18 protein-coding genes are annotated in these 17,740 nt (G+C 61.0%); 17 read left to right on the plus strand and 1 reads right to left on the minus strand.

What is annotated here, in order from left to right; all coding sequences use genetic code 11:
* The first annotated feature begins 10 nt into the window (after window positions 1-10).
* The 6 genes from HER32_RS01140 to HER32_RS01165 all read left to right on the plus strand — a co-directional run bounded on the left by HER32_RS01140 (window position 11) and on the right by HER32_RS01165 (window position 6,179).
* Complete coding sequence (locus HER32_RS01140) at window positions 11-649, plus strand: SMI1/KNR4 family protein (RefSeq protein WP_232066335.1); 639 nt, start codon at window positions 11-13, stop codon at window positions 647-649.
* Window positions 650-731: 82 nt separating this feature from the next.
* Entirely contained in the window at window positions 732-3,029 is a 2,298-nt protein-coding gene (locus tag HER32_RS01145; protein ID WP_168679858.1) for a DUF5682 family protein, read from the plus strand.
* A 137-nt stretch (window positions 3,030-3,166) separates the two neighbouring features.
* On the plus strand, window positions 3,167-3,526 hold the full coding sequence (locus HER32_RS01150; RefSeq protein ID WP_168679860.1) for an Imm51 family immunity protein: 360 nt from the start codon (window positions 3,167-3,169) through the stop codon (window positions 3,524-3,526).
* An 11-nt stretch (window positions 3,527-3,537) separates the two neighbouring features.
* A complete protein-coding gene (locus HER32_RS01155; RefSeq protein ID WP_168679862.1) occupies window positions 3,538-4,650 on the plus strand; it encodes a VWA domain-containing protein in 1,113 nt (370 codons plus the stop codon).
* A 124-nt stretch (window positions 4,651-4,774) separates the two neighbouring features.
* On the plus strand, window positions 4,775-5,638 hold the full coding sequence (locus HER32_RS01160; RefSeq protein WP_168679864.1) for an aldo/keto reductase: 864 nt from the start codon (window positions 4,775-4,777) through the stop codon (window positions 5,636-5,638).
* A 109-nt stretch (window positions 5,639-5,747) separates the two neighbouring features.
* A complete protein-coding gene (locus tag HER32_RS01165; RefSeq protein WP_168679865.1) occupies window positions 5,748-6,179 on the plus strand; it encodes a DUF1810 domain-containing protein in 432 nt (143 codons plus the stop codon).
* 173 nt (window positions 6,180-6,352) lie between these two features.
* Here the strand turns inward: HER32_RS01165 and mgrA are convergent, their stop codons facing one another.
* Window positions 6,353-7,342 carry an L-glyceraldehyde 3-phosphate reductase gene (mgrA, locus tag HER32_RS01170; RefSeq protein ID WP_168679866.1) on the minus strand — a complete coding sequence of 330 codons (990 nt, stop codon included), beginning with the start codon at window positions 7,340-7,342 and terminating at the stop codon, window positions 6,353-6,355.
* 378 nt (window positions 7,343-7,720) lie between these two features.
* On the opposite strand from mgrA, the gene eat reads away from it, so the two are divergent.
* The 11 genes from eat (at window position 7,721) to HER32_RS01225 (ending at window position 17,714) form a co-directional block, all read left to right on the plus strand.
* Window positions 7,721-9,067, plus strand: coding sequence for an ethanolamine permease (eat, locus tag HER32_RS01175; protein WP_168679867.1), 1,347 nt, complete (start codon window positions 7,721-7,723; stop codon window positions 9,065-9,067).
* 276 nt (window positions 9,068-9,343) lie between these two features.
* Window positions 9,344-10,732 (plus strand): ethanolamine ammonia-lyase subunit EutB, encoded by a 1,389-nt coding sequence (locus HER32_RS01180; RefSeq protein WP_168679868.1) that lies wholly within the window; start codon window positions 9,344-9,346, stop codon window positions 10,730-10,732.
* Window positions 10,733-10,766: 34 nt separating this feature from the next.
* The gene (locus tag HER32_RS01185) at window positions 10,767-11,243 is read left to right on the plus strand and encodes a cupin domain-containing protein (RefSeq protein ID WP_149072842.1); all 477 of its coding nucleotides are present in this window, start codon (window positions 10,767-10,769) and stop codon (window positions 11,241-11,243) included.
* Between the two features lie 44 nt (window positions 11,244-11,287).
* Complete coding sequence (locus HER32_RS01190) at window positions 11,288-11,887, plus strand: hypothetical protein (protein WP_168679869.1); 600 nt, start codon at window positions 11,288-11,290, stop codon at window positions 11,885-11,887.
* A gap of 146 nt (window positions 11,888-12,033) precedes the next feature.
* Window positions 12,034-12,804: an ethanolamine ammonia-lyase subunit EutC gene (gene eutC / locus HER32_RS01195; protein ID WP_149072840.1), complete on the plus strand. Its 771-nt coding sequence runs from the start codon at window positions 12,034-12,036 to the stop codon at window positions 12,802-12,804.
* Between the two features lie 71 nt (window positions 12,805-12,875).
* Window positions 12,876-13,169, plus strand: a complete 294-nt coding sequence (locus tag HER32_RS01200; RefSeq protein WP_149072839.1) for a type II toxin-antitoxin system HigB family toxin — start codon at window positions 12,876-12,878, stop codon at window positions 13,167-13,169.
* Entirely contained in the window at window positions 13,166-13,525 is a 360-nt protein-coding gene (locus HER32_RS01205) for a type II toxin-antitoxin system HigA family antitoxin (protein WP_149072838.1), read from the plus strand. Before HER32_RS01200 ends, HER32_RS01205 begins: the two co-directional genes overlap by 4 nt.
* Before the next feature lie 19 nt (window positions 13,526-13,544).
* Window positions 13,545-13,925: a hypothetical protein gene (locus HER32_RS01210; protein ID WP_168679870.1), complete on the plus strand. Its 381-nt coding sequence runs from the start codon at window positions 13,545-13,547 to the stop codon at window positions 13,923-13,925.
* 71 nt (window positions 13,926-13,996) lie between these two features.
* Window positions 13,997-15,979 (plus strand): AAA domain-containing protein, encoded by a 1,983-nt coding sequence (locus tag HER32_RS01215; RefSeq protein WP_168679871.1) that lies wholly within the window; start codon window positions 13,997-13,999, stop codon window positions 15,977-15,979.
* Window positions 15,980-16,115: 136 nt separating this feature from the next.
* Complete coding sequence (locus HER32_RS01220) at window positions 16,116-17,030, plus strand: isoaspartyl peptidase/L-asparaginase family protein (RefSeq protein WP_168679873.1); 915 nt, start codon at window positions 16,116-16,118, stop codon at window positions 17,028-17,030.
* A 168-nt stretch (window positions 17,031-17,198) separates the two neighbouring features.
* Window positions 17,199-17,714, plus strand: coding sequence for a peptidylprolyl isomerase (locus tag HER32_RS01225; protein WP_168679875.1), 516 nt, complete (start codon window positions 17,199-17,201; stop codon window positions 17,712-17,714).
* The last annotated feature ends 26 nt before the right edge of the window (window positions 17,715-17,740 follow it).

The raw sequence follows: 17,740 nt of genomic DNA on the forward strand, positions 1-17,740 counted from the left end.
GTACTACTCTATGCCCGATTCTGCCCTTCACTTAATTGAAACCTGGCTGGCGGCCAACGCGCCGCGCATCCTGCACGAGTCGCTTAACCCCGGCGCTTCCGAGGAAGTCCTGGCGGCGCTGGAAAAAGCCGTTGGCCGCCCGCTGCCCGACGACTACAAGACCTTGTACCGCTGGCATAATGGCCTGGATGAGGAGGCCGAGAACTTCGGCAACTTCGCGTATGGCCTGAGCTTTTTGCCCCTGGAAGAAGTAACGGCCAACGTTCATTCCCGGAAGCAGGATGCCGAGGCCTTTCCCCTGGCGCGCACCGCTGCCGAGGTGCGTGCCGACAATGTGCTGAACCCCTACTGGGTGAGCCTGGGCTTCGATGGCTCGCACGCGTGGCTGCACGTGGACCTTGACCCCACCCCCGCCGGCACCTACGGGCAGGTAATTTTCCTGGATGAAGTAGAGGAAACTGCCTTTCTGGTAGCCAGTTCAGTAACCAGTTTCCTGTCTGATTTCGCCCGCGACCTGCAGCAGGGTCTGTATTCCCTCAACCCCGATGCGCTGGAGGAAGACGACAACGAGTTTCTGGCTCCGGACGCCATTATCGACTTGGTGAACCGGGACGCTACCACCCGCTGGCAGGCAGCGTCCCGGTTCTAGTCCTGTTTCTATCGACCGTAGCTGGCAGGCTATTTTTTTGAACGGCAATCATACCCTACCAGCCAACCCTCGCCTTTCCCCAATGCCCACTGACCTTCGCCTTTTCGGTATTCGCCACCACGGCCCCGGCAGCGCCGCCAGCCTGCGCCAGGCCCTCGACGCGTACCAGCCCGACATGGTGCTGCTGGAGTGCCCCGCCGATGCCGAAGCGGCGCTGGCCGCGGCCACCCACGCCGAGATGGTGCCGCCCGTGGCCCTGCTCATCTACAACCCCAAGCAGCACCAGCAGGCTTCATTTTTGCCCTTCGCCGAGTTTTCGCCCGAGTGGCAGGCCATTCACTGGTGCCACCGGCACGGCGCCCACCTGCGCTGCTTCGATTTGCCGGCGAGTTTGCGCTTTGCCCAGGAACAAGCCGCGCAAACATCAGAGGCGGAGCTGGATATTGAGCCAACCGCAGCCGCTGAGCCAGTTGACGAACCCACGCCAGAGCCCGACAACGAAGTAGCGGCAGAACCAGCAACGCCCGATGACTTCCTGCCTTCCCCCAAAACTGACCCTATTTCCTACCTGGCCGAGCTGGACGGCTACTCCGACGGGGAGCGGTGGTGGGAGCTGCGCCTGGAGCACGCCCCCGGCCACGCCGACACCTTCGCGGTGGTGCTGGACATGATGACGGCCTTGCGGGAAGAGCTGGCTCAGCCCGAAACCGAGGAAACCCTGCTCCGCGAGGCCTTCATGCGCGAAACCCTGCGCGCCACCCTCCAGCAGGGCTACCAGCGCGTGGCGGTGGTGTGCGGGGCCTGGCACGCGCCGGTCCTGCGGCCCGAGCTGCTCAAAAAAGAAGACAAAGCCCGCCTCAAAGGCCTGAAGAAAGTACCCACGGCCGCTACCTGGATTCCGTGGACGTTCGAGCGGCTTTCCTATGCCTCGGGCTACGGGGCGGGCATTTTGTCGCCGGCCTGGTACGAGTTACTGTTCACGGTGCCCCGGGCCGAGGTAGTGACGCACTGGATGGTGGGCGCTGCCCGCCTGCTGCGCACCCGCGACCTGGATGCCTCCGCCGCCCACGCCATTGAGGGCGTACGGCTGGCCGAAACCCTGGCCGTCGTGCGCGGGCGGGAGCTGCCGGGCATTGAGGAGCTGCAGGAAGCCGCCGTGGCCATTCTGGGCGGGGGCAACGCCGAGGCCCTGGACCTGGTACAGCGGGAGCTGGTGATTGGGGAGCGGCTGGGCGCGGTGCCGCCCGAGCAGCCCGCCACGCCCCTGCAGCAGGACCTGCAGCTGCAGCAGAAAGTTACCCGCCTCAAGCCCGAAGCCACCGCCAAAACCCTCGACCTGGACTTGCGCAAGGAGCTGGACCTAAGCCGCAGCCACCTGCTGCACCGCCTGCGCCTGCTGGGTATCCGGTGGGGTGAGCCGCGCCGCGCCCAGGGCAAGGCCGGCACCTTCCACGAGCTGTGGGAGCTGCAGTGGCAGCCCGAATACGCCCTCAACGTGCTGGACGCTGGCCGCCTGGGCAATACCGTGCTAGCCGCGGCCGCCGCTAAAGCTGCTGCCCGCGCCGCCGAAGCCCCCGACCTGGAAGCGGTGAGTAAGCTACTGGAAGAAGCCCTGCAGGCCGACCTCGGCCCGGCCATCGGGACGCTGGTGGCGCGGCTGGAAACCCTGTCGGCCGGCACCCGCGACGTGACGCACCTGCTGGCCGCCCTGCCCCCCCTGGTGAACGTGCTGCGCTACGGCAACGTGCGCCGCACCGAAACCGCCCAGGTAGCCACGGTAGTCCATCATCTGGTGCCGCGCCTGTGCATTGGGCTGCCCCAAGCCTGCACCGGCCTCGACTACGACGCGGCCCGCCAGCTGCTGCCCCGCATCGAAGGCACCCACCAGGCCATCCGGCTTTTGCAGGACGAAGCCCAGGAAAATGACTGGTACGATGCCCTGGCCGTGGTGCTGCGCAATCCGGCTTCTTCGGGGCTGCTGGCCGGGGCGGCGGGACGACTGTTGTTTGACGCCCACCAATTGGCGCCGGAAGCAGCGGCCACGGCCCTCGGCCTGGCCCTGGCCCCGGCCCAGCCCACCGACTACGCCACCGCCTGGATTGAGGGTTTCCTGAGCGGCAGCGGGCTGCTGTTGCTCCACCACCGGCCCCTCTTCGACCTGCTCAACGACTGGCTCGGGGAGTTGCCCGAAGATACCTTCCGCGAAATCGTGCCCCTGCTGCGCCGCGCCTTCACCGACTTCAGCCTGCCGGAGCGCCGCCAACTCCTGGATCTATCCCGCCAGGGTCACCAGCCGGTAGCCGTAGCCGGGGAAGAAGATTTCGACCTGGAACGTGGCTTGCGCGTGTTGCCGGGGCTGCGGGAGCTGTTAGGGTTTTGAGCCCGAAAGAAGATAGAGACGCGTACTTGCGTCTTCGTCGTTGAACGATGGTACGTGACTAACATCAGCAACGAAGAAGACGCAAGATGCTGGGTTTCTACACCGTTCCAAATTTCAGCCGTCGTACCTTGCTGCCTATGCCTACTACCTACCCTTTCCTGGTTGCCGACTTAGCAGAGCGGGCCGAGCCCGGCCGCCAGGAGCGCATTTTGGTGAACCTCTCCAACATGGAGGACTACTACAACGTGTTTGAGAAGTACGGTTTCAGCGGCAGCGGCGCCAGCTGGGCCGAGCACATCGAAACCATTTTGGAAGAGTACGCACCCGCCCTGTTGGAGCACGTAGAGCTGGCCGGTGAGGGGGAAATCTTCCTGGCCTTCACCGATGGGCCCGTAGCCACCGAGCAGTTCCTGGCCCTGATTCAGCCTATCTTCGGCGACCTGGGCAGCCTCAATAAGTACCTCAGCCAAGCCGACCCCGCCGACTTTTTCGAGTAATTACCTGCTCCATGAAACCCGCTACTGACAACGCCACCCGCTGGAAGCTCGTGCTGGGCTCCGAGGCCGATGCGCAAAACCAGCTTGCCTTTGATGCCGACTACAAAGGCATGGACGAGGTATTGACCTCGCTCTACGACCAGTCGGAGCGCAAGGCCGGACTCGGCGGCTCCGCGCCGCGCGTGAGCCGCTGGCTGGGCGACATTCGCACCTACTTCCCTTCGGAGGTGGTGGCCGTGATGCAGCGCGACGCCATGGACCGCCTGGGCCTACACCAGCTGCTGATGGAGCCCGAAATCCTGCGCACGGTGCAGGCCGATGTGCACTTAGTGGGCACGCTCATGTCCTTAAGCCGGGTAATGCCGCAGAAGGTGAAGCACACGGCCCGCGAGGTAGTAGGCAAGGTGGTGAAGGAGTTGGAGCAGAAACTCTCGAACCCGCTGCGGCAGGCCGTGCAGGGCGCCCTGAGCCGGGCCGTGCGCAACCCCAGGCCCCGCTACCGCGAAATCGACTGGGCGGCTACCATCCGCGTCAACCTTAAGCACTACCAGCCCGAGCAGCGCACCATTATCCCGGAGCGGCTGGTAGGTTTTGGGCGGCGCGGGCAGGCCCTCAAGGAAATTGTGCTGTGCGTGGACCAAAGCGGTTCCATGGCCTCCTCGGTGGTGTATGCGGGCGTGTTTGGGGCGGTGCTGGCGTCCATCAGGGCGGTGAAAACGCACATGGTGGTGTTTGACACCAGCGTGGTAAACCTGAGCGAGGATTTGCAGGACCCGGTAGACTTGCTGTTCGGCGTGCAGCTGGGCGGCGGCACCGACATCAACCTGGCCCTGGGCTACTGCCAGCAGCTCATCACCCGCCCCACCGATACCATTCTGGTGCTCATCAGTGACCTGTACGAGGGCGGCAACGAGCGGGAGATGATCAAGAAAGCCGCCGCCCTGCGCGCCGCCGGCGTTACGGTTGTGGCCTTGCTGGCGTTGGCCGATGACGGGGCACCTTCCTTCGACCGGCGCGTGGCCGAGCAGTTTGCGGCCCTGGATATTCCTTCCTTTGCCTGCACGCCCGGTCAGTTTCCGGCGCTGATGGCGGCGGCCATTCAGGGGCAGAAGTTGCAGGTGTAGCGCGTAACGGCCCGGGGTGGGGTGGCCGGAGCGGGACGTTTATGCGTATGAGCGGGCAGGAAAGTTTGCGTTTGGCTTCGGCCCCCACGCGGACGGCCCCGCTCACCTCCAACTCATTTTCCTGATGACCAACACCACCACCTCACCCGCCAAAACCTTCACCCTGGGCGGGAACCTGACCGTTAACCGCATGGGCTACGGCGCCATGCGCATCACCGGCGACGGTATCTGGGGCCCACCCCGGGACCACGCCGAGTCCCTCCGGGTGCTGCGGCGCGCCCTGGAGCTGGGCATCAACTTCATTGACACGGCCGACAGCTACGGCCCCCACGTGTCGGAGGAGCTGATTGCCGAGGCCCTGCACCCCTACCCGGCCGGGCTCGTCATCGGCACCAAGGGCGGGCTGCTGCGTACCGGGCCCAACCAGTGGCCCATTGATGCCAGCCCCAACCACTTGCGCGAAGCCCTCGAAGGCAGCCTGAAGCGCCTGAAGCTCGACCAGCTTGACCTCTACCAGCTCCACCGCATCGACCCGAACGTGCCGTTTGAGCAGACCCTGGAATTTTTGCAGAAGGCGCAGCAGGATGGCAAGATCAAGCACATCGGCCTCTCGGAGGTGACCGTGGAGCAGATCCAGCAGGCGCAGGAGTACGTGAAAGTGGTGTCGGTGCAGAACATGTACAGCGTGGACAACCGCAAGTGGGAAGCCGAGCTGACGTACTGCGAGCAGAACGGTCTGGCTTTCATTCCGTGGTACCCGCTGGCGGGCGGCAACCAGGAGGCGCTGAGCAAGCTTACCGAAATAGGCCGGCGGCACCAGGCCAGCACCCAGCAGGTTGCCCTGGCCTGGCTACTGCACCGTTCCCCCAACATCCTGCTCATTCCGGGCACCTCCAAGGTGAAGCACCTGGAAGAAAACGTGCAGGCCGCGTCCATTGAGCTTTCCGCCGAGGATATGGCGGCCCTGGATAAGCTGGGCGGCCAGTAGACTTCTTCAAGACGGTTAACACATAACGTCATTCCGAGCATGTGGCTTGATGCACCACATGCTTGGAATGACGTTCACGGTTTGTTTACACGAATTATTTAGCTCTATCATGCCTCAGCAACCCAACCTGCAACGCTTCCTCGATGCCCAGCAGCGCGACTACGCCACCGCCCTGGCCGAAATCCGGGCGGGGCGCAAGCGCAGCCACTGGATGTGGTACATTTTCCCGCAGATACAAGGGCTGGGCTACAGCGAAACCGCCCGCTTCTACGCCATCCAAAACCGGCAGGAAGCCGAGGCATATTTGCAGCACCCGGTGCTGGGCACGCGCCTGGTGGAAATCAGTCACGCCCTGCTGACGCTGGAAAGCAACGACGCCACCCGCATCATGGGCAGCCCCGACGACGTGAAGCTCTGGTCATCGATGACGCTGTTTGGGGCCCTGGACAACCCCAATCCGGTTTTTCAGCGGGTGCTGGATAAGTTCTTCGGCGGAAATCAGGACGCTAAAACGGTGCAGATCCTGCAGCAGAATCCGTAGCTCGTAATTCCTCCAATTACGCTAGAGCCCATCCTACTATGTCATGCTGAGCTTGTCGAAGCATCTCTACCGCTTCGTCTGAATACTGCCACAACAAAGCGGTAGAGATGCTTCGACTTCGCGGACGCCAGATAAAGCAGGACGGACTATTAGACAGCAGGCGTACTCCAACTTTACTTTAACACAGCCTCTATCCGCGCCAACTCACCCTCGTTGAACTGCAGATTTTCCAGGCAGCGCAGCGAGTCGGTGAGTTGCTCGGGCTTGCTGGCCCCAATGAGCACGGAGGTAATCCGCTCGTCGCGCAGAATCCAGCTGAGGGCCATCTGGGCCAGGCTCTGGCCGCGCTCCTGGGCCAGGTCGTTGAGCTGGCGGATTTGGGTGAGGCGCGCCTCGGTTAGCTGGTTTTCGGTGAGGAAGCCCACGCCCTTGGCCACGCGCGAATCCTCCGGGATGCCGTGCAGGTATTTATTGGTGAGCAGGCCCTGGGCCAGGGGCGAAAACGGGATACAGCCCACCCCTTCCTGGCCCAGCAAATCCAGCAGGCCGTCTTCCACCCACCGCTCAAACATCGAGTACTTGGGCTGGTGAATCAGGCAGGGCGTGCCCAGCTCGCGCAGAATACGGATAGCCTCGGCGGCCTCCTGGGGCTGGTAGTTGCTGATGCCCACGTACAGGGCCTTGCCCTGGCGCACCACGTGGTCGAGGGCACCCATGGTTTCCTCCAAAGGCGTGTCGGGGTCGGGCCGGTGGGAGTAGAAGATGTCCACGTAGTCCAGGCGCATCCGCTTGAGGCTCTGGTCGAGGCTCGAAATGAGGTATTTGCGGGAACCCCACTCGCCGTAGGGGCCTTCCCACATGTGGTAGCCGGCCTTGGTGGAAATAATCAGCTCGTCGCGGTAGCCGCGGAAATCTTCTTTCAGGATGCGGCCAAAGTTGGTTTCGGCCGAGCCGGGCGGCGGGCCGTAGTTGTTGGCCAGGTCGAAGTGCGTGACGCCGCTGTCGAAGGCCCGGTGCAGGATGGCGCGGAAGTTCTGGAGCACGTCCACGTCGCCGAAGTTGTGCCAGAGGCCGAGCGACACGGCGGGCAGTTTCAGGCCGCTGCGGCCAGTGCGGCGGTAGGGCATAGCGGCGTAGCGGCCGGGGCTGGGTTGATAGGGCATAGCAGGTGGAGTTGGTTGGCTTGGGGAAGCAAGTACGCAGGAACCCGGAAATAGTCAGCGCCGCAGCGGCCGTTTTTTGCCCTTCCGGCTCCGTTATCCAGCCTCTCGCCCAGCCTGCTTGCTTACTCGCAAAGCTCTATTTCTTTCCCCAGTTAGCCATGAGCAACCGATAGTTTACTCTCCTGGCTGCACAGCCTGGCCCGCCCCCGTCAAGGAGCCAACGTCCGGGTTTTTCCTGACCAAGCCGAGCCCCACGGCCGACCCGCCCGAATGCCGTACCGGGAACACCGCAGCATAAGGGTCCCGTCATGAGCTGGTAACGGGCTTGCACTGCGGCGCTTATACCTTACATTAGGCAGCGGACCCTGCCTGCTGCTTATGACACCTCCTCCAACTGCCGCCGCGCCGACCCTGAAGAAAGTGCTCCGTCCTTTGCACTTGTGGGCCCTGGCCGTGGGGCTGGTGATTTCGGGTGAGTACTTCGGCTGGAACTACGGCTGGGCGGTGGCCGGGCCGGTGGGGTTTCTGGTAGCCACGCTGCTGGTAACGGTGCTCTACGTGACGTTCATTTTCAGCTTCACCGAGCTGACTACCGCCATTCCGCACGCGGGGGGGCCGTTTGCCTACTCCTACCGCGCCTTTGGGCCGCTGGGCGGACTGGTAGCCGGCTACGCCACCCTGGTAGAGTTCCTGCTGGCCCCGCCGGCCATTGCGCTGGCGCTGGGCAGCTACGGGCACTTTTTGCACCCCCAGGTGCCGGTGCTGGGCACAGCCCTGGTGTGCTATGTGGTGTTTATCGGCGTCAACCTTCTGGGTATTAAGGAGTCGGCGCGGTTCTCGCTGTTGGTAACAGTGCTGGCTGTGGCCGAGCTGGTGCTGTACATGGGGCTGGTGGCGCCGGGCTTTCAGGTACGCAACTTTCTGGCCCACCCGGTGCCGCTGGGCGCGGCGGGCGTGTTTGCGGCTCTGCCGTTTGCCATCTGGTTTTACCTGGCCATCGAGGGCGTGGCCATGGTGGCGGAGGAAGTCGAAAACCCGAAAAAGACCATTCCCAAGGGCTACCTCTACGGCTTGGGCACGCTGGTGGTCCTAGCCCTGGGCGTGATGGTGCTCACCGGCGGCGTTACGGACTGGCGCACCCTCAGCCGCATCGATTACCCCCTGCCCGAGGCCCTGGCCGTGGTGCTGGGCCGCCACAGCCGCCTGACGCAGCTGTTTGCCAGCATCGGGCTGTTTGGGCTGGTAGCTTCGTTTCACGGCACCATCATTGGCTACTCGCGGCAGGTGTTTGCCCTGGCCCGCAGCGGCTACCTGCCCGGCTTTCTGGCCCAGGTGAATCCTCGTTTCCAGACGCCGCACTGGGCGTTGGTAGCCGGTGGCGTAGTGGGCGCGGGCGCGCTGCTCACCGGCACCACGGCACAGGTGATTGTACTATCGGTGCTGGGAGCGGTGGTGATGTACGCCATCAGTCTGCTGAGCTTGTTTGCCCTGCGCCGCCGCGAGCCACAACTGGAGCGGCCCTTCGTGGCCCCGTTCTACCCGTGGTTTCCGCTGCTGGCATTGGCCCTCACCCTGCTGAGCCTGGGGGCCATTGTGTATTATAATATCTGGCTGAGCGTGGTATTCTTCGCCGGTTTGGGGCTGGCACTGGCGGTATACGTGCTACTGGGCCACCACCGCCGGCCAGTGCCAGAGGATGCTTTGCTGAACGCCGAACGGCTGTAGAAACGCGAAGTGTCGCGTCTCGGCGTTGCTGAGGTTGCGTGTACTTAGCAAGCCACAATCAATTCAGAACGTCATTCCGAGCTTGCCGAGGAATCTTGCGTGCTGACGTCGTACTGATCGTACTGGTAATAAAACGAAGCGGTAGAGCTGTTTCGATAAGCTCAGCATGACGGTCAATAAAAACAACCTCACCAACGACGCGACGCGAAGTGTCGCGTCTCTACAGCCGCCAGAACGAGTCTCATTACTTAATACCGATTACTCACTACTAACACCATGTACCGCCATACCATCCGCCAGCGCACGTACACTTTCCCGGATCTGAAGACGCTGCTGGCGCGGGCCTCGCCCCTGCGCTCCGGCGACCAGCTGGCCGGCGTGGCGGCCAATACCTACGAGGAGCGCGTGGCGGCCCAGTACGCCTTGGCCGACGTGCCGCTGCGCCGATTTCTTACCGAGGCCCTGGTCCCCTACGAGCAGGACGACGTCACCCGCCTTATTCTGGACACCCACGACGCAGCCGCGTTTGCGCCCATTAGCGCCTTCACCGTGGGTCAGCTGCGCAACTGGCTGCTGTCGAAATCGGCGGATACGGTGGCGTTGCAGGGCCTCGCTCCCGGCCTCACGCCCGAAATGGTGGCCGCCGTAAGCAAGCTGCTGCGCAACCAGGAGCTCATTGGCGTAGCCCGCAAGTGTGAGGTGATTACCCGGTTTCGCAACACGCTGGGGCTGGGCGGCCGCTTGGCTACCCGCCTGCAGCCCAACCACCCCACCGACGACGTCCGGGGCATTGCCGCCAGCCTCGTGGATGGCCTGCTCTACGGCAGCGGCGACGCCGTACTGGGCATCAACCCCGCCACCGACAGTCCCCGCGCTATCCGCCAGCTGCTGGAGCTGCTCGACGGCGTGCGGGAGCAGTTCCAGATTCCGACTCAGACCTGCGTGCTCGGCCACGTCACCACCACCCTGGAGCTGATCCGCCAGGGCGCACCCGTGGACCTCACGTTTCAGTCCATCGGGGGCACCGAGGCCACCAACGCCAGCTTTGGGGTGAGCTTAGGCCTTTTGCGGGAAGCCCATGAAGCTACCCTGAGCCTGAACCGGGGTACGCTCGGCCAGAACGTCATGTACTTCGAAACCGGCCAGGGCAGCGCCCTGAGCGCCAATGCCCACCACGGCCTCGACCAGCAGACCTGCGAGGCCCGCGCCTACGCCGTAGCCCGGCAGTTCCGGCCGCTGCTGGTGAATTCGGTGGTCGGCTTCATTGGTCCTGAGTATCTCTACGACGGCAAGCAGATCATCCGGGCGGCCCTGGAAGACCATTTCTGCGGTAAGCTGCTGGGCCTGCCCATGGGCGTGGACGTGTGCTACACCAACCACGCCGAGGCCGACCAGGACGACATGGACACCCTGCTCACGCTGCTGGGCGTGGCCGGCTGCACCTTCATCATGGGCATCCCCGGCGCCGACGACATCATGCTGGGCTACCAGTCCACCTCTTTCCACGATGCCCTCTACCTGCGCCAGGTGCTCGGCCTGCGGCCCGCCCCCGAATTTGAGGCCTGGCTCCAGCATCAGGGTATCTTCGGAGAGCAAGGCCAGCTACTGCCGGCTTCGGCGGGGCATAGGCTGCTGGGTGCGGGCGGACTGAAACCTCGAACTTAGCGCCCGGCACGCCTTCTTTTTTCAACCCAACTGCATGACTGCCCAGGACATCATCCGTCACCTGCACCTGACGCCCCACCCGGAGGGCGGCTACTACCGCGAAACCTACCGCGCTGCCCAAACGCTGGCAACGGCCGAAGGCCATACCCGCCACCTCAGTACGGCCATTTACTACCTGCTCGAAAACGAGGACAAGTCGCACTTCCACCGCATCAAATCCGATGAACTGTGGTTTTTCCACCAGGGACAGCCGCTGGAAATCATCCTGCTCACAGACGGCCAGCCAACGCGCCTCGTCCTCGGCAGTGACTTGGCCAATGGCGAATTACCCCAGGCTGTTATCCCGGCCAATACGTGGTTTGCGGCCCACCTGCAACATAGTGCGGGCTACGCGCTGGTCAGCTGCACCGTGGCTCCCGGCTTCGATTTCGCTGATTTTGAGTTGGCCGAACGAGCGGCACTGGTTGCGGAGTTTCCGCAGGCGGCGGAGCTGGTGGAGCAGTTTACTTAGTATTTATTCAATCATATTGTATCATTTCTATACTATAGAGTTCGATGAAAGAAATTATTAAAACTGCTTATCGAATTTTCTCAAAGTACAAGGCCGCTCGTCCTCTAGATATCTGCACCGAATGCTGCATGAATATTAATAATGAAGCTCTTTTGGCAAGTCTTCCTGTTCACGATATACCAAAGGACCTATTGGGTAAATACAATGATGAAGCATCCACAGGCAAAACTCCTATCAGTGAATTAAAACATTTTCTACCAAGATACATTGAGCTAGCAAGCCATTTTCAATTCCCTTCCCATTCACCAGAGCTATCATTTAAAAGACTCACTCCTTTCGATAAAAGCGAATGGACATCAGCTGAACTTACTTTCCTCAACAGATTCTCTCTTGAATATTTCAAGTATTGTTTATCTATTTATCCATTGCCAACTGAATACGAAGGCATCGACTCTATATTAATCATGTTGTGGCTCGGTAGTTTTGATATAGACACTCTTTTAGAATACTGGAAGGATAACAACAGTATTGAAAGCACTTTGCATTTTCAATACTTATATTTTCAAATTTCCAACCCAATTAATACTCGCAAGCTATCTAATCCTTTCGGCGACAAGTTCATCTCACTAAAAATAATTAACTAGATTAATCACTCAGATACCAAACGCAATTTTTTAACAGGTATAGAAGACATCATAATGAATGATACTATTCAAATTACGCCATGTGATTTAGAACAATTAAATCTATTGTATGATATCATAAAAGTACCTTAAAGGCCAGCCCATATATGCAAACGCCTGTTCATCCCCACACCCCACCGCCCGACGACCCTTGGGCCGGCTTGCGGGCCTACACCGCCGCCCGCATTGCCCTGGGCCGCACCGGCACCAGCGTACCACTGCGGGAGTCACTGGCGTTCCGGCTGGCCCACGCCCACGCCCGCGACGCCGTGTACTCGACCCTCGACCTGCCCCACCTCACCGCCGGCCTGAAGACTCTCGCGCTGCCGGTGTGCACCGTGCGCAGCCGCGCCGAAACCCGCGAGCAGTACCTCCACCGCCCCGACTACGGGCGCCAATTAGCCGAGGAGTGCCGGCAACAGATGCAGGAAGCTGCGGCCCCCGAAGCAGCCGTAGTGATTATCCTGGCCGATGGTCTATCAGCCACCGCCGTAAACGAGCATGCCCTGCCCCTGCTGCACGAGTTGCTGCCGAAGCTGCGGCAGGCCGGCTTCCGCCTCGCGCCCGTGGTGCTGGCCGAGCAGGCCCGCGTAGCTCTCAGCGACGACATCGGGGAAGTGCTGGGGGCGCGGCTGGCGCTGATGCTCATTGGCGAGCGGCCGGGCCTGAGCGCCCCGCACAGCCTCGGAGCTTACCTCACCTACGCCCCCCGCCCCGGCCGCACCGACGAAGCCCGCAACTGCGTGTCCAACATCCGCCCCGAGGGATTATCGTATGTGGCCGCCGCTGATAAGCTGTTCTATCTGATCCAGGAGTCGTTGCGCCGCCAGCTCTCGGGCGTGGCCCTCAAGGATGAAACCGGGCTGCTGGAAGGGTGAATTGAAATTGGCTCGTCATGCAGAACACGAACTTCTTACATATTTGGTAAGTTATTGTATCTTTAAACTTCATGCGCATCATTACGAAGGCCCCCCTGCGCCAATTCTGGGAGAAGTACCCGGCGGCGGCACTACCGTTGCAGGTGTGGTATAAAGACACCGTGCAGGCTACCTGGCAGAATCCGAACGACGTGAAAGCGCAGTATGGCAACGCCAGCATCGTAGGCAACAACCGCGTAGTCTTCAACATCAAAGGCAATGACTTTCGCCTAATTGTTGCGATTAACTACGCCGCCGGCATTGTTTTCATTCGGTTCATCGGCACCCATGCCCAATACGACACCATCAACGCTGCTACTATATGAGCGCCATCAAACCCATTCGTAACGCCGCCGACTACCAGCAGGCTATGGCCCGCATCGAGAGTATCTTCGAGGCCGCGCCTGGCTCCGCAGAGTTTGATGAGTTGGATGTGCTGACCACGCTGATACAGGCCTACGACGCTGTCCACCACCCCATTCCTGAGCCCGACCCCATCGAGTACATCAAGTACAAAATGCAGGAACGGGGCCTGCGCCAGCGCGACCTGGCCGAGTGGCTGGGCGGGGAAAGCCGCGTGAGCGAAATCCTGAACCGCAGACGCAAGCTCACCGCCAAAATGATGAAGGCGCTGCACGATAATTTGGGTATTTCGGCGGAGGTGTTGCTGGCGGCGGCTTAGTCATAATTTCGTACAATTTATGGAAGAAAAAGCCCCAGCTCGGCAAGTCGGTTATCGAAATCCTGACGGTTCGGTAACGTATATATCACAACCTAAAAAATGGGGCAATCCTGCGGGTAAAACACGCAGTCAAGTCTTACTAGCAATAAGTGACTCTGTTGATACACAACCCTTAACACAGGAGAACATAGAGGATTCTTTAGATCAAGTAAGCGCCATCTTATGGCGTGAATTCCAAGACAATGACCATGAACTATATAAGTCAGTAAATCATCTCATCCATTACTTGCGCAAGTCCAACAATCAGCCTTCTCAAGTCAAGAAACAGAGCCTATTGGAAGATGTAGCTCAGAAGTGCAAACAATACATCAAAGATTACCTTGATACAGAAGGAAGGTAATTCCTCCCGACCTTCGGCCACCTTTTCCCCGCTTTCGTTGTTATCAACGATTCGCAAAAAGAACCCATCAGTTGGCTGAACAACCTACCTATACCGACCCTTACGCCATCGAGAAAGAGCTGCGCAAGGTGCAGGCCCTCATGAAGCTCGAGCAGCAGGAGGACCTCGAACAATTCAAAATCAAGAGCGCCCAGGCTACTATTGCCGAGCGACAGAAGCGGGGCCTAACCTGGTACCCGGTCAAAATCACGAAGGAAGACATTGGTTTCGGCGGCAAGCTCGTTATTGAGCTGGAGCGCCCCTCGGGCCAGGCCGGGCTGCACCTGTTTCAGGTGGGCAAAAACGCGGCGTTGTTCGGCAACATTCCGGGCCGCTCGGGCTCCGACCGGCCCACGCTCTCGGGCGTTATCACCAGCGTGAAGCGCAACAAAATCCTGCTGGCCACCACCAAAGAGGATTTGCCCGACTGGGTGGAGGAAGGCAAGCTGGGCGTGGACCTGACCTTCGACGAGGTGAGCTACCGCGAGATGGAGTACGCCCTGGGCAAAGTCATGGGCGCCTACGAAAGCCGGCTGGCCGAGCTGCGCGACGTGCTGCTGGGTGCCAAACCGGCCCGCTACAAGCCCGAAGCCGAAGCTCAGCTCTACTACCCTTCGCCCCTGAATGAAAGTCAGCTAGCGGCTGTGCGCCACGTGCTGGCGGCCCAGGATGTGGCCATCATTCATGGCCCGCCCGGCACCGGCAAAACTACCACCTTGGTGCAGGCCATCCTGGAAACCATCCGCCGCGAGCGGCGCGTGCTGGTGTGCGCGCCCAGTAACACGGCCGTGGACTTGCTCACCGAAAAGCTGGCTGAGCGCGGGGTGAACGTGATTCGCATGGGTAACCCCTCGCGCGTGTCGGACCTGCTGCTGGAGCACACGCTTGATGCCCAGATTATGGCGCACAAAAGCTACCCCGAGCTGAAAAGCATGCGCCAAACGGCCGAGCAGTACCGCGAGCAGGCCGGCAAGTTCAAGCGCCATTTCGGCTGGGAAGAGCGGGAGCAGCGCCGGATGTTGAAAGAACAGGCCCACCTCATGCTCCAGGATTCCGACAACCTGGAACGCTACATCACCGAGGACCTGCTGGAGAAGGTGCAGGTGATTACCTGCACGCTGGTGGGGGCCGGCAACCGCGCCATTCGCCACCTCACCTACGAAACGGTGTTTATTGACGAGGCGGCCCAGGCCCTGGAGCCGGGCTGCTGGATTCCCATCACGAAGGCGAACCGCGTGGTGCTGGCCGGCGACCATCAGCAGCTGCCGCCCACCGTGAAAAGCGAGAAGGCGGCCGCCCAGGGGTTGCGCGAAACGCTGTTTGAGAAGTGCATCAAGCGCCAGCCCGACACGGCCCGCATGCTGGAGTTGCAGTACCGCATGCACGAGCAGATCATGGAGTTCAGCTCGGAGCAGTTTTACGAAGGCCGGCTGAAGGCCGCGCTCACCGTGGCCCACGCCGACCTGCCCGCCTACGACCTGCGGTTTGCCCCCGACATGGCCGTGGAGTTTCTGGACACGGCCGGCTTCGGCTTCCAGGAGCTGGGCATCGAGGAAAGCCGCTCCATTGCCAACCCCGAAGAAGCCGATCTGCTGCTCAAACGCCTTTCTCAGCTGCTGGAAGTCTACGACCCGGCCGACCACACCGAGGATCTGCTCACTATCGGTGTTATTGCCCCCTACCGCGCCCAGATCAACTACCTCAAGGATGCCGTGGAAGACAACGATGAATTGGTAGGCCTGATGGAGCACCGCATGCTCAGCATTGGCACCGTCGACTCGTTTCAGGGCCAGGAGCGCGACATTATTGCCATTACCCTCACGCGCTCAAACCCTCAGGGAGAAATTGGCTTCCTGAGCGACATTCGCCGCATGAACGTGGGCATGACGCGCGCCCGCCGCAAGCTCCTCATCGTGGGCGACTCGGCCACCCTGGGCGGGCATCCGTTCTACAAGGCTTTTCTCGATTATGTGGAAAGCATCGGGGCCTACCGCACGGCCTGGGAGTTGCAGTAACAACCCAGTGAATTCGCTCTGGCCTCCGTGTTTTTCCGGATGCCTGCTATTAACCCTGAAAAGCCCCGTCCTCAGAAACGGGGCTTTTTTATGTGCGTATGCAGCACTACCATCCTTCCAAAACCACCTTGTAGTTATGAATAAGTACGCTATTGTCATTCACGGAGGCGCCGTTACCATGGACCCCAGCGAGCTACCCCCCGAGGAAGAAGCTGCCCAGCGTGAAGGCCTCCATGATGCTCTACAAGCTGGCTGGGAAGTGCTGCACCGCGGGGGCTCGGCCCTCGACGCCGTGGAAGCCGCCGTGAACAGTATGGAAAACAATGAGCACTTCAACGCCGGCCGGGGCAGCAGCCTCAACAAGCAGGGCGAGGTACAGATGGATGCCTCCATCATGGACGGCAAAACGCTGAAAGCCGGGGCCGTAGAGGGTGTGCGCTACGTCAAAAACCCCGTTAGCCTGGCCCGCACGGTGATGGAAAAGTGCGAGCATGTGTACCTCTCCGGGGAAGGTGCCATTGAATTTGCCCTGCAGCACGGCCTTGACATGGAAGCAGTGCATTATTTCATCACGGAAAAGGCCCAGCAGGAGTGGCTGGAAATCATGCAGGAAGAAGCTAAAGTATCCCAGAAAGATACCGTGGGCGCCGTGGCCCTCGACCAGGATGGCAACCTGGCCGTGGCCACCAGCACCGGCGGCATCGAAGGCCAGCTGAAAGGCCGCGTGGGCGACAGTCCGGTAATTGGGGGCGGCTCCTACGCCAGCAACGAGGCCTGCGCCGTCTCAGCTACCGGCGACGGCGAAGTTATCCTGCGCGGTGCCCTGGCCCACGGGGTGTACGCCTTGGTGAAATACAAGGGCCTGCCCGTAGAGGAAGCCTGCCGGGCCGCCATAGAGCTGCGCGACGAAGACCTGAAGGGCGACAAAGGCATGATTGCCGTTGACAGAGAGGGCAACATTGCCCTGGAAACCAACACCAACATCATGCGCCGGGGCTACCGCGTGGGTGAGCAGGAGCCCTTCGTGGCCATCTGGAGCGACGAAGAATAAGCGGCTGCGGCTCCTGCCGATGCCAGTGCGGCTGCAACTACTTGGCTACGTGCCGGATGCTCGCGAAACTGCGCCGCTGCACCGACTATTTCGGGCTATTTCCGTAACTAGCTAGCTGAAACCCAACCATCCATTTCTATCCCCCGGGCGCCAGCGTCCACCCGCAGCATGGCTCAAATCAGCGAAAACAAAGTCGTTACTATCACCTACGACCTGAGCGTAACCGACGAGAATCAAGAGAAAGTATTGGTAGAATCGGCCGAGGCCGATGCACCCATGGTCTTCCTGTTTGGCCAGAGCGGCCTGCCCGAAGAATTCGAGAACCAGCTCAACGGCAAGCAAGCCGGCGACACGTTCACCTTCTCCCTCACCCCCGAGCAGGCCTACGGCGACTACGACCAGCAGGCCGTGGTGGAAATTCCCAAAAACGTCTTCGAAATCGACGGGCAGCTCGACAACGAGATGCTGCAGGTAGGCAACTTCCTGCCCATGGCCGATAACCAGGGCAACCACATGCAGGGCAAAATCGTGGAAATCAGCGACGAAGTAGTGAAAATGGACTTCAACCACCCCCTAGCCGGCATGGTCATGCACTTCGACGGCAAAGTAGCCGCCGTGCGCGACGCCACCCGTGAGGAGCTCGACCACGGCCACGTGCACGGCGAAGGCGGGCACCATCACTAAGTCAATTTGACTTCACAACGGAAAAC

It is taken from the genome of Hymenobacter sp. BT18, assembly GCF_012273015.1.
Classification (GTDB): Bacteria; Bacteroidota; Bacteroidia; order Cytophagales; family Hymenobacteraceae; genus Hymenobacter; species Hymenobacter lutimineralis.

Excerpts from the sequence above, each read along its gene's own strand:
- HER32_RS01140 (WP_232066335.1), top strand. The coding sequence starts at position 11 with ATGCCCGATTCTGCCCTTCACTTAATTGAAACCTGGCTGGCGGCCAAC.
- HER32_RS01145 (WP_168679858.1), top strand. The coding sequence starts at position 732 with ATGCCCACTGACCTTCGCCTTTTCGGTATTCGCCACCACGGCCCCGGC.
- HER32_RS01150 (WP_168679860.1), top strand. The coding sequence starts at position 3,167 with ATGCCTACTACCTACCCTTTCCTGGTTGCCGACTTAGCAGAGCGGGCC.
- HER32_RS01155 (WP_168679862.1), top strand. The coding sequence starts at position 3,538 with ATGAAACCCGCTACTGACAACGCCACCCGCTGGAAGCTCGTGCTGGGC.
- HER32_RS01160 (WP_168679864.1), top strand. The coding sequence starts at position 4,775 with ATGACCAACACCACCACCTCACCCGCCAAAACCTTCACCCTGGGCGGG.
- HER32_RS01165 (WP_168679865.1), top strand. The coding sequence starts at position 5,748 with ATGCCTCAGCAACCCAACCTGCAACGCTTCCTCGATGCCCAGCAGCGC.
- mgrA (WP_168679866.1), bottom strand. The coding sequence starts at position 7,342 with ATGCCCTATCAACCCAGCCCCGGCCGCTACGCCGCTATGCCCTACCGC.
- eat (WP_168679867.1), top strand. The coding sequence starts at position 7,721 with ATGACACCTCCTCCAACTGCCGCCGCGCCGACCCTGAAGAAAGTGCTC.
- HER32_RS01180 (WP_168679868.1), top strand. The coding sequence starts at position 9,344 with ATGTACCGCCATACCATCCGCCAGCGCACGTACACTTTCCCGGATCTG.
- HER32_RS01185 (WP_149072842.1), top strand. The coding sequence starts at position 10,767 with ATGACTGCCCAGGACATCATCCGTCACCTGCACCTGACGCCCCACCCG.
- HER32_RS01190 (WP_168679869.1), top strand. The coding sequence starts at position 11,288 with ATGAAAGAAATTATTAAAACTGCTTATCGAATTTTCTCAAAGTACAAG.
- eutC (WP_149072840.1), top strand. The coding sequence starts at position 12,034 with ATGCAAACGCCTGTTCATCCCCACACCCCACCGCCCGACGACCCTTGG.
- HER32_RS01200 (WP_149072839.1), top strand. The coding sequence starts at position 12,876 with ATGCGCATCATTACGAAGGCCCCCCTGCGCCAATTCTGGGAGAAGTAC.
- HER32_RS01205 (WP_149072838.1), top strand. The coding sequence starts at position 13,166 with ATGAGCGCCATCAAACCCATTCGTAACGCCGCCGACTACCAGCAGGCT.
- HER32_RS01210 (WP_168679870.1), top strand. The coding sequence starts at position 13,545 with ATGGAAGAAAAAGCCCCAGCTCGGCAAGTCGGTTATCGAAATCCTGAC.
- HER32_RS01220 (WP_168679873.1), top strand. The coding sequence starts at position 16,116 with ATGAATAAGTACGCTATTGTCATTCACGGAGGCGCCGTTACCATGGAC.
- HER32_RS01225 (WP_168679875.1), top strand. The coding sequence starts at position 17,199 with ATGGCTCAAATCAGCGAAAACAAAGTCGTTACTATCACCTACGACCTG.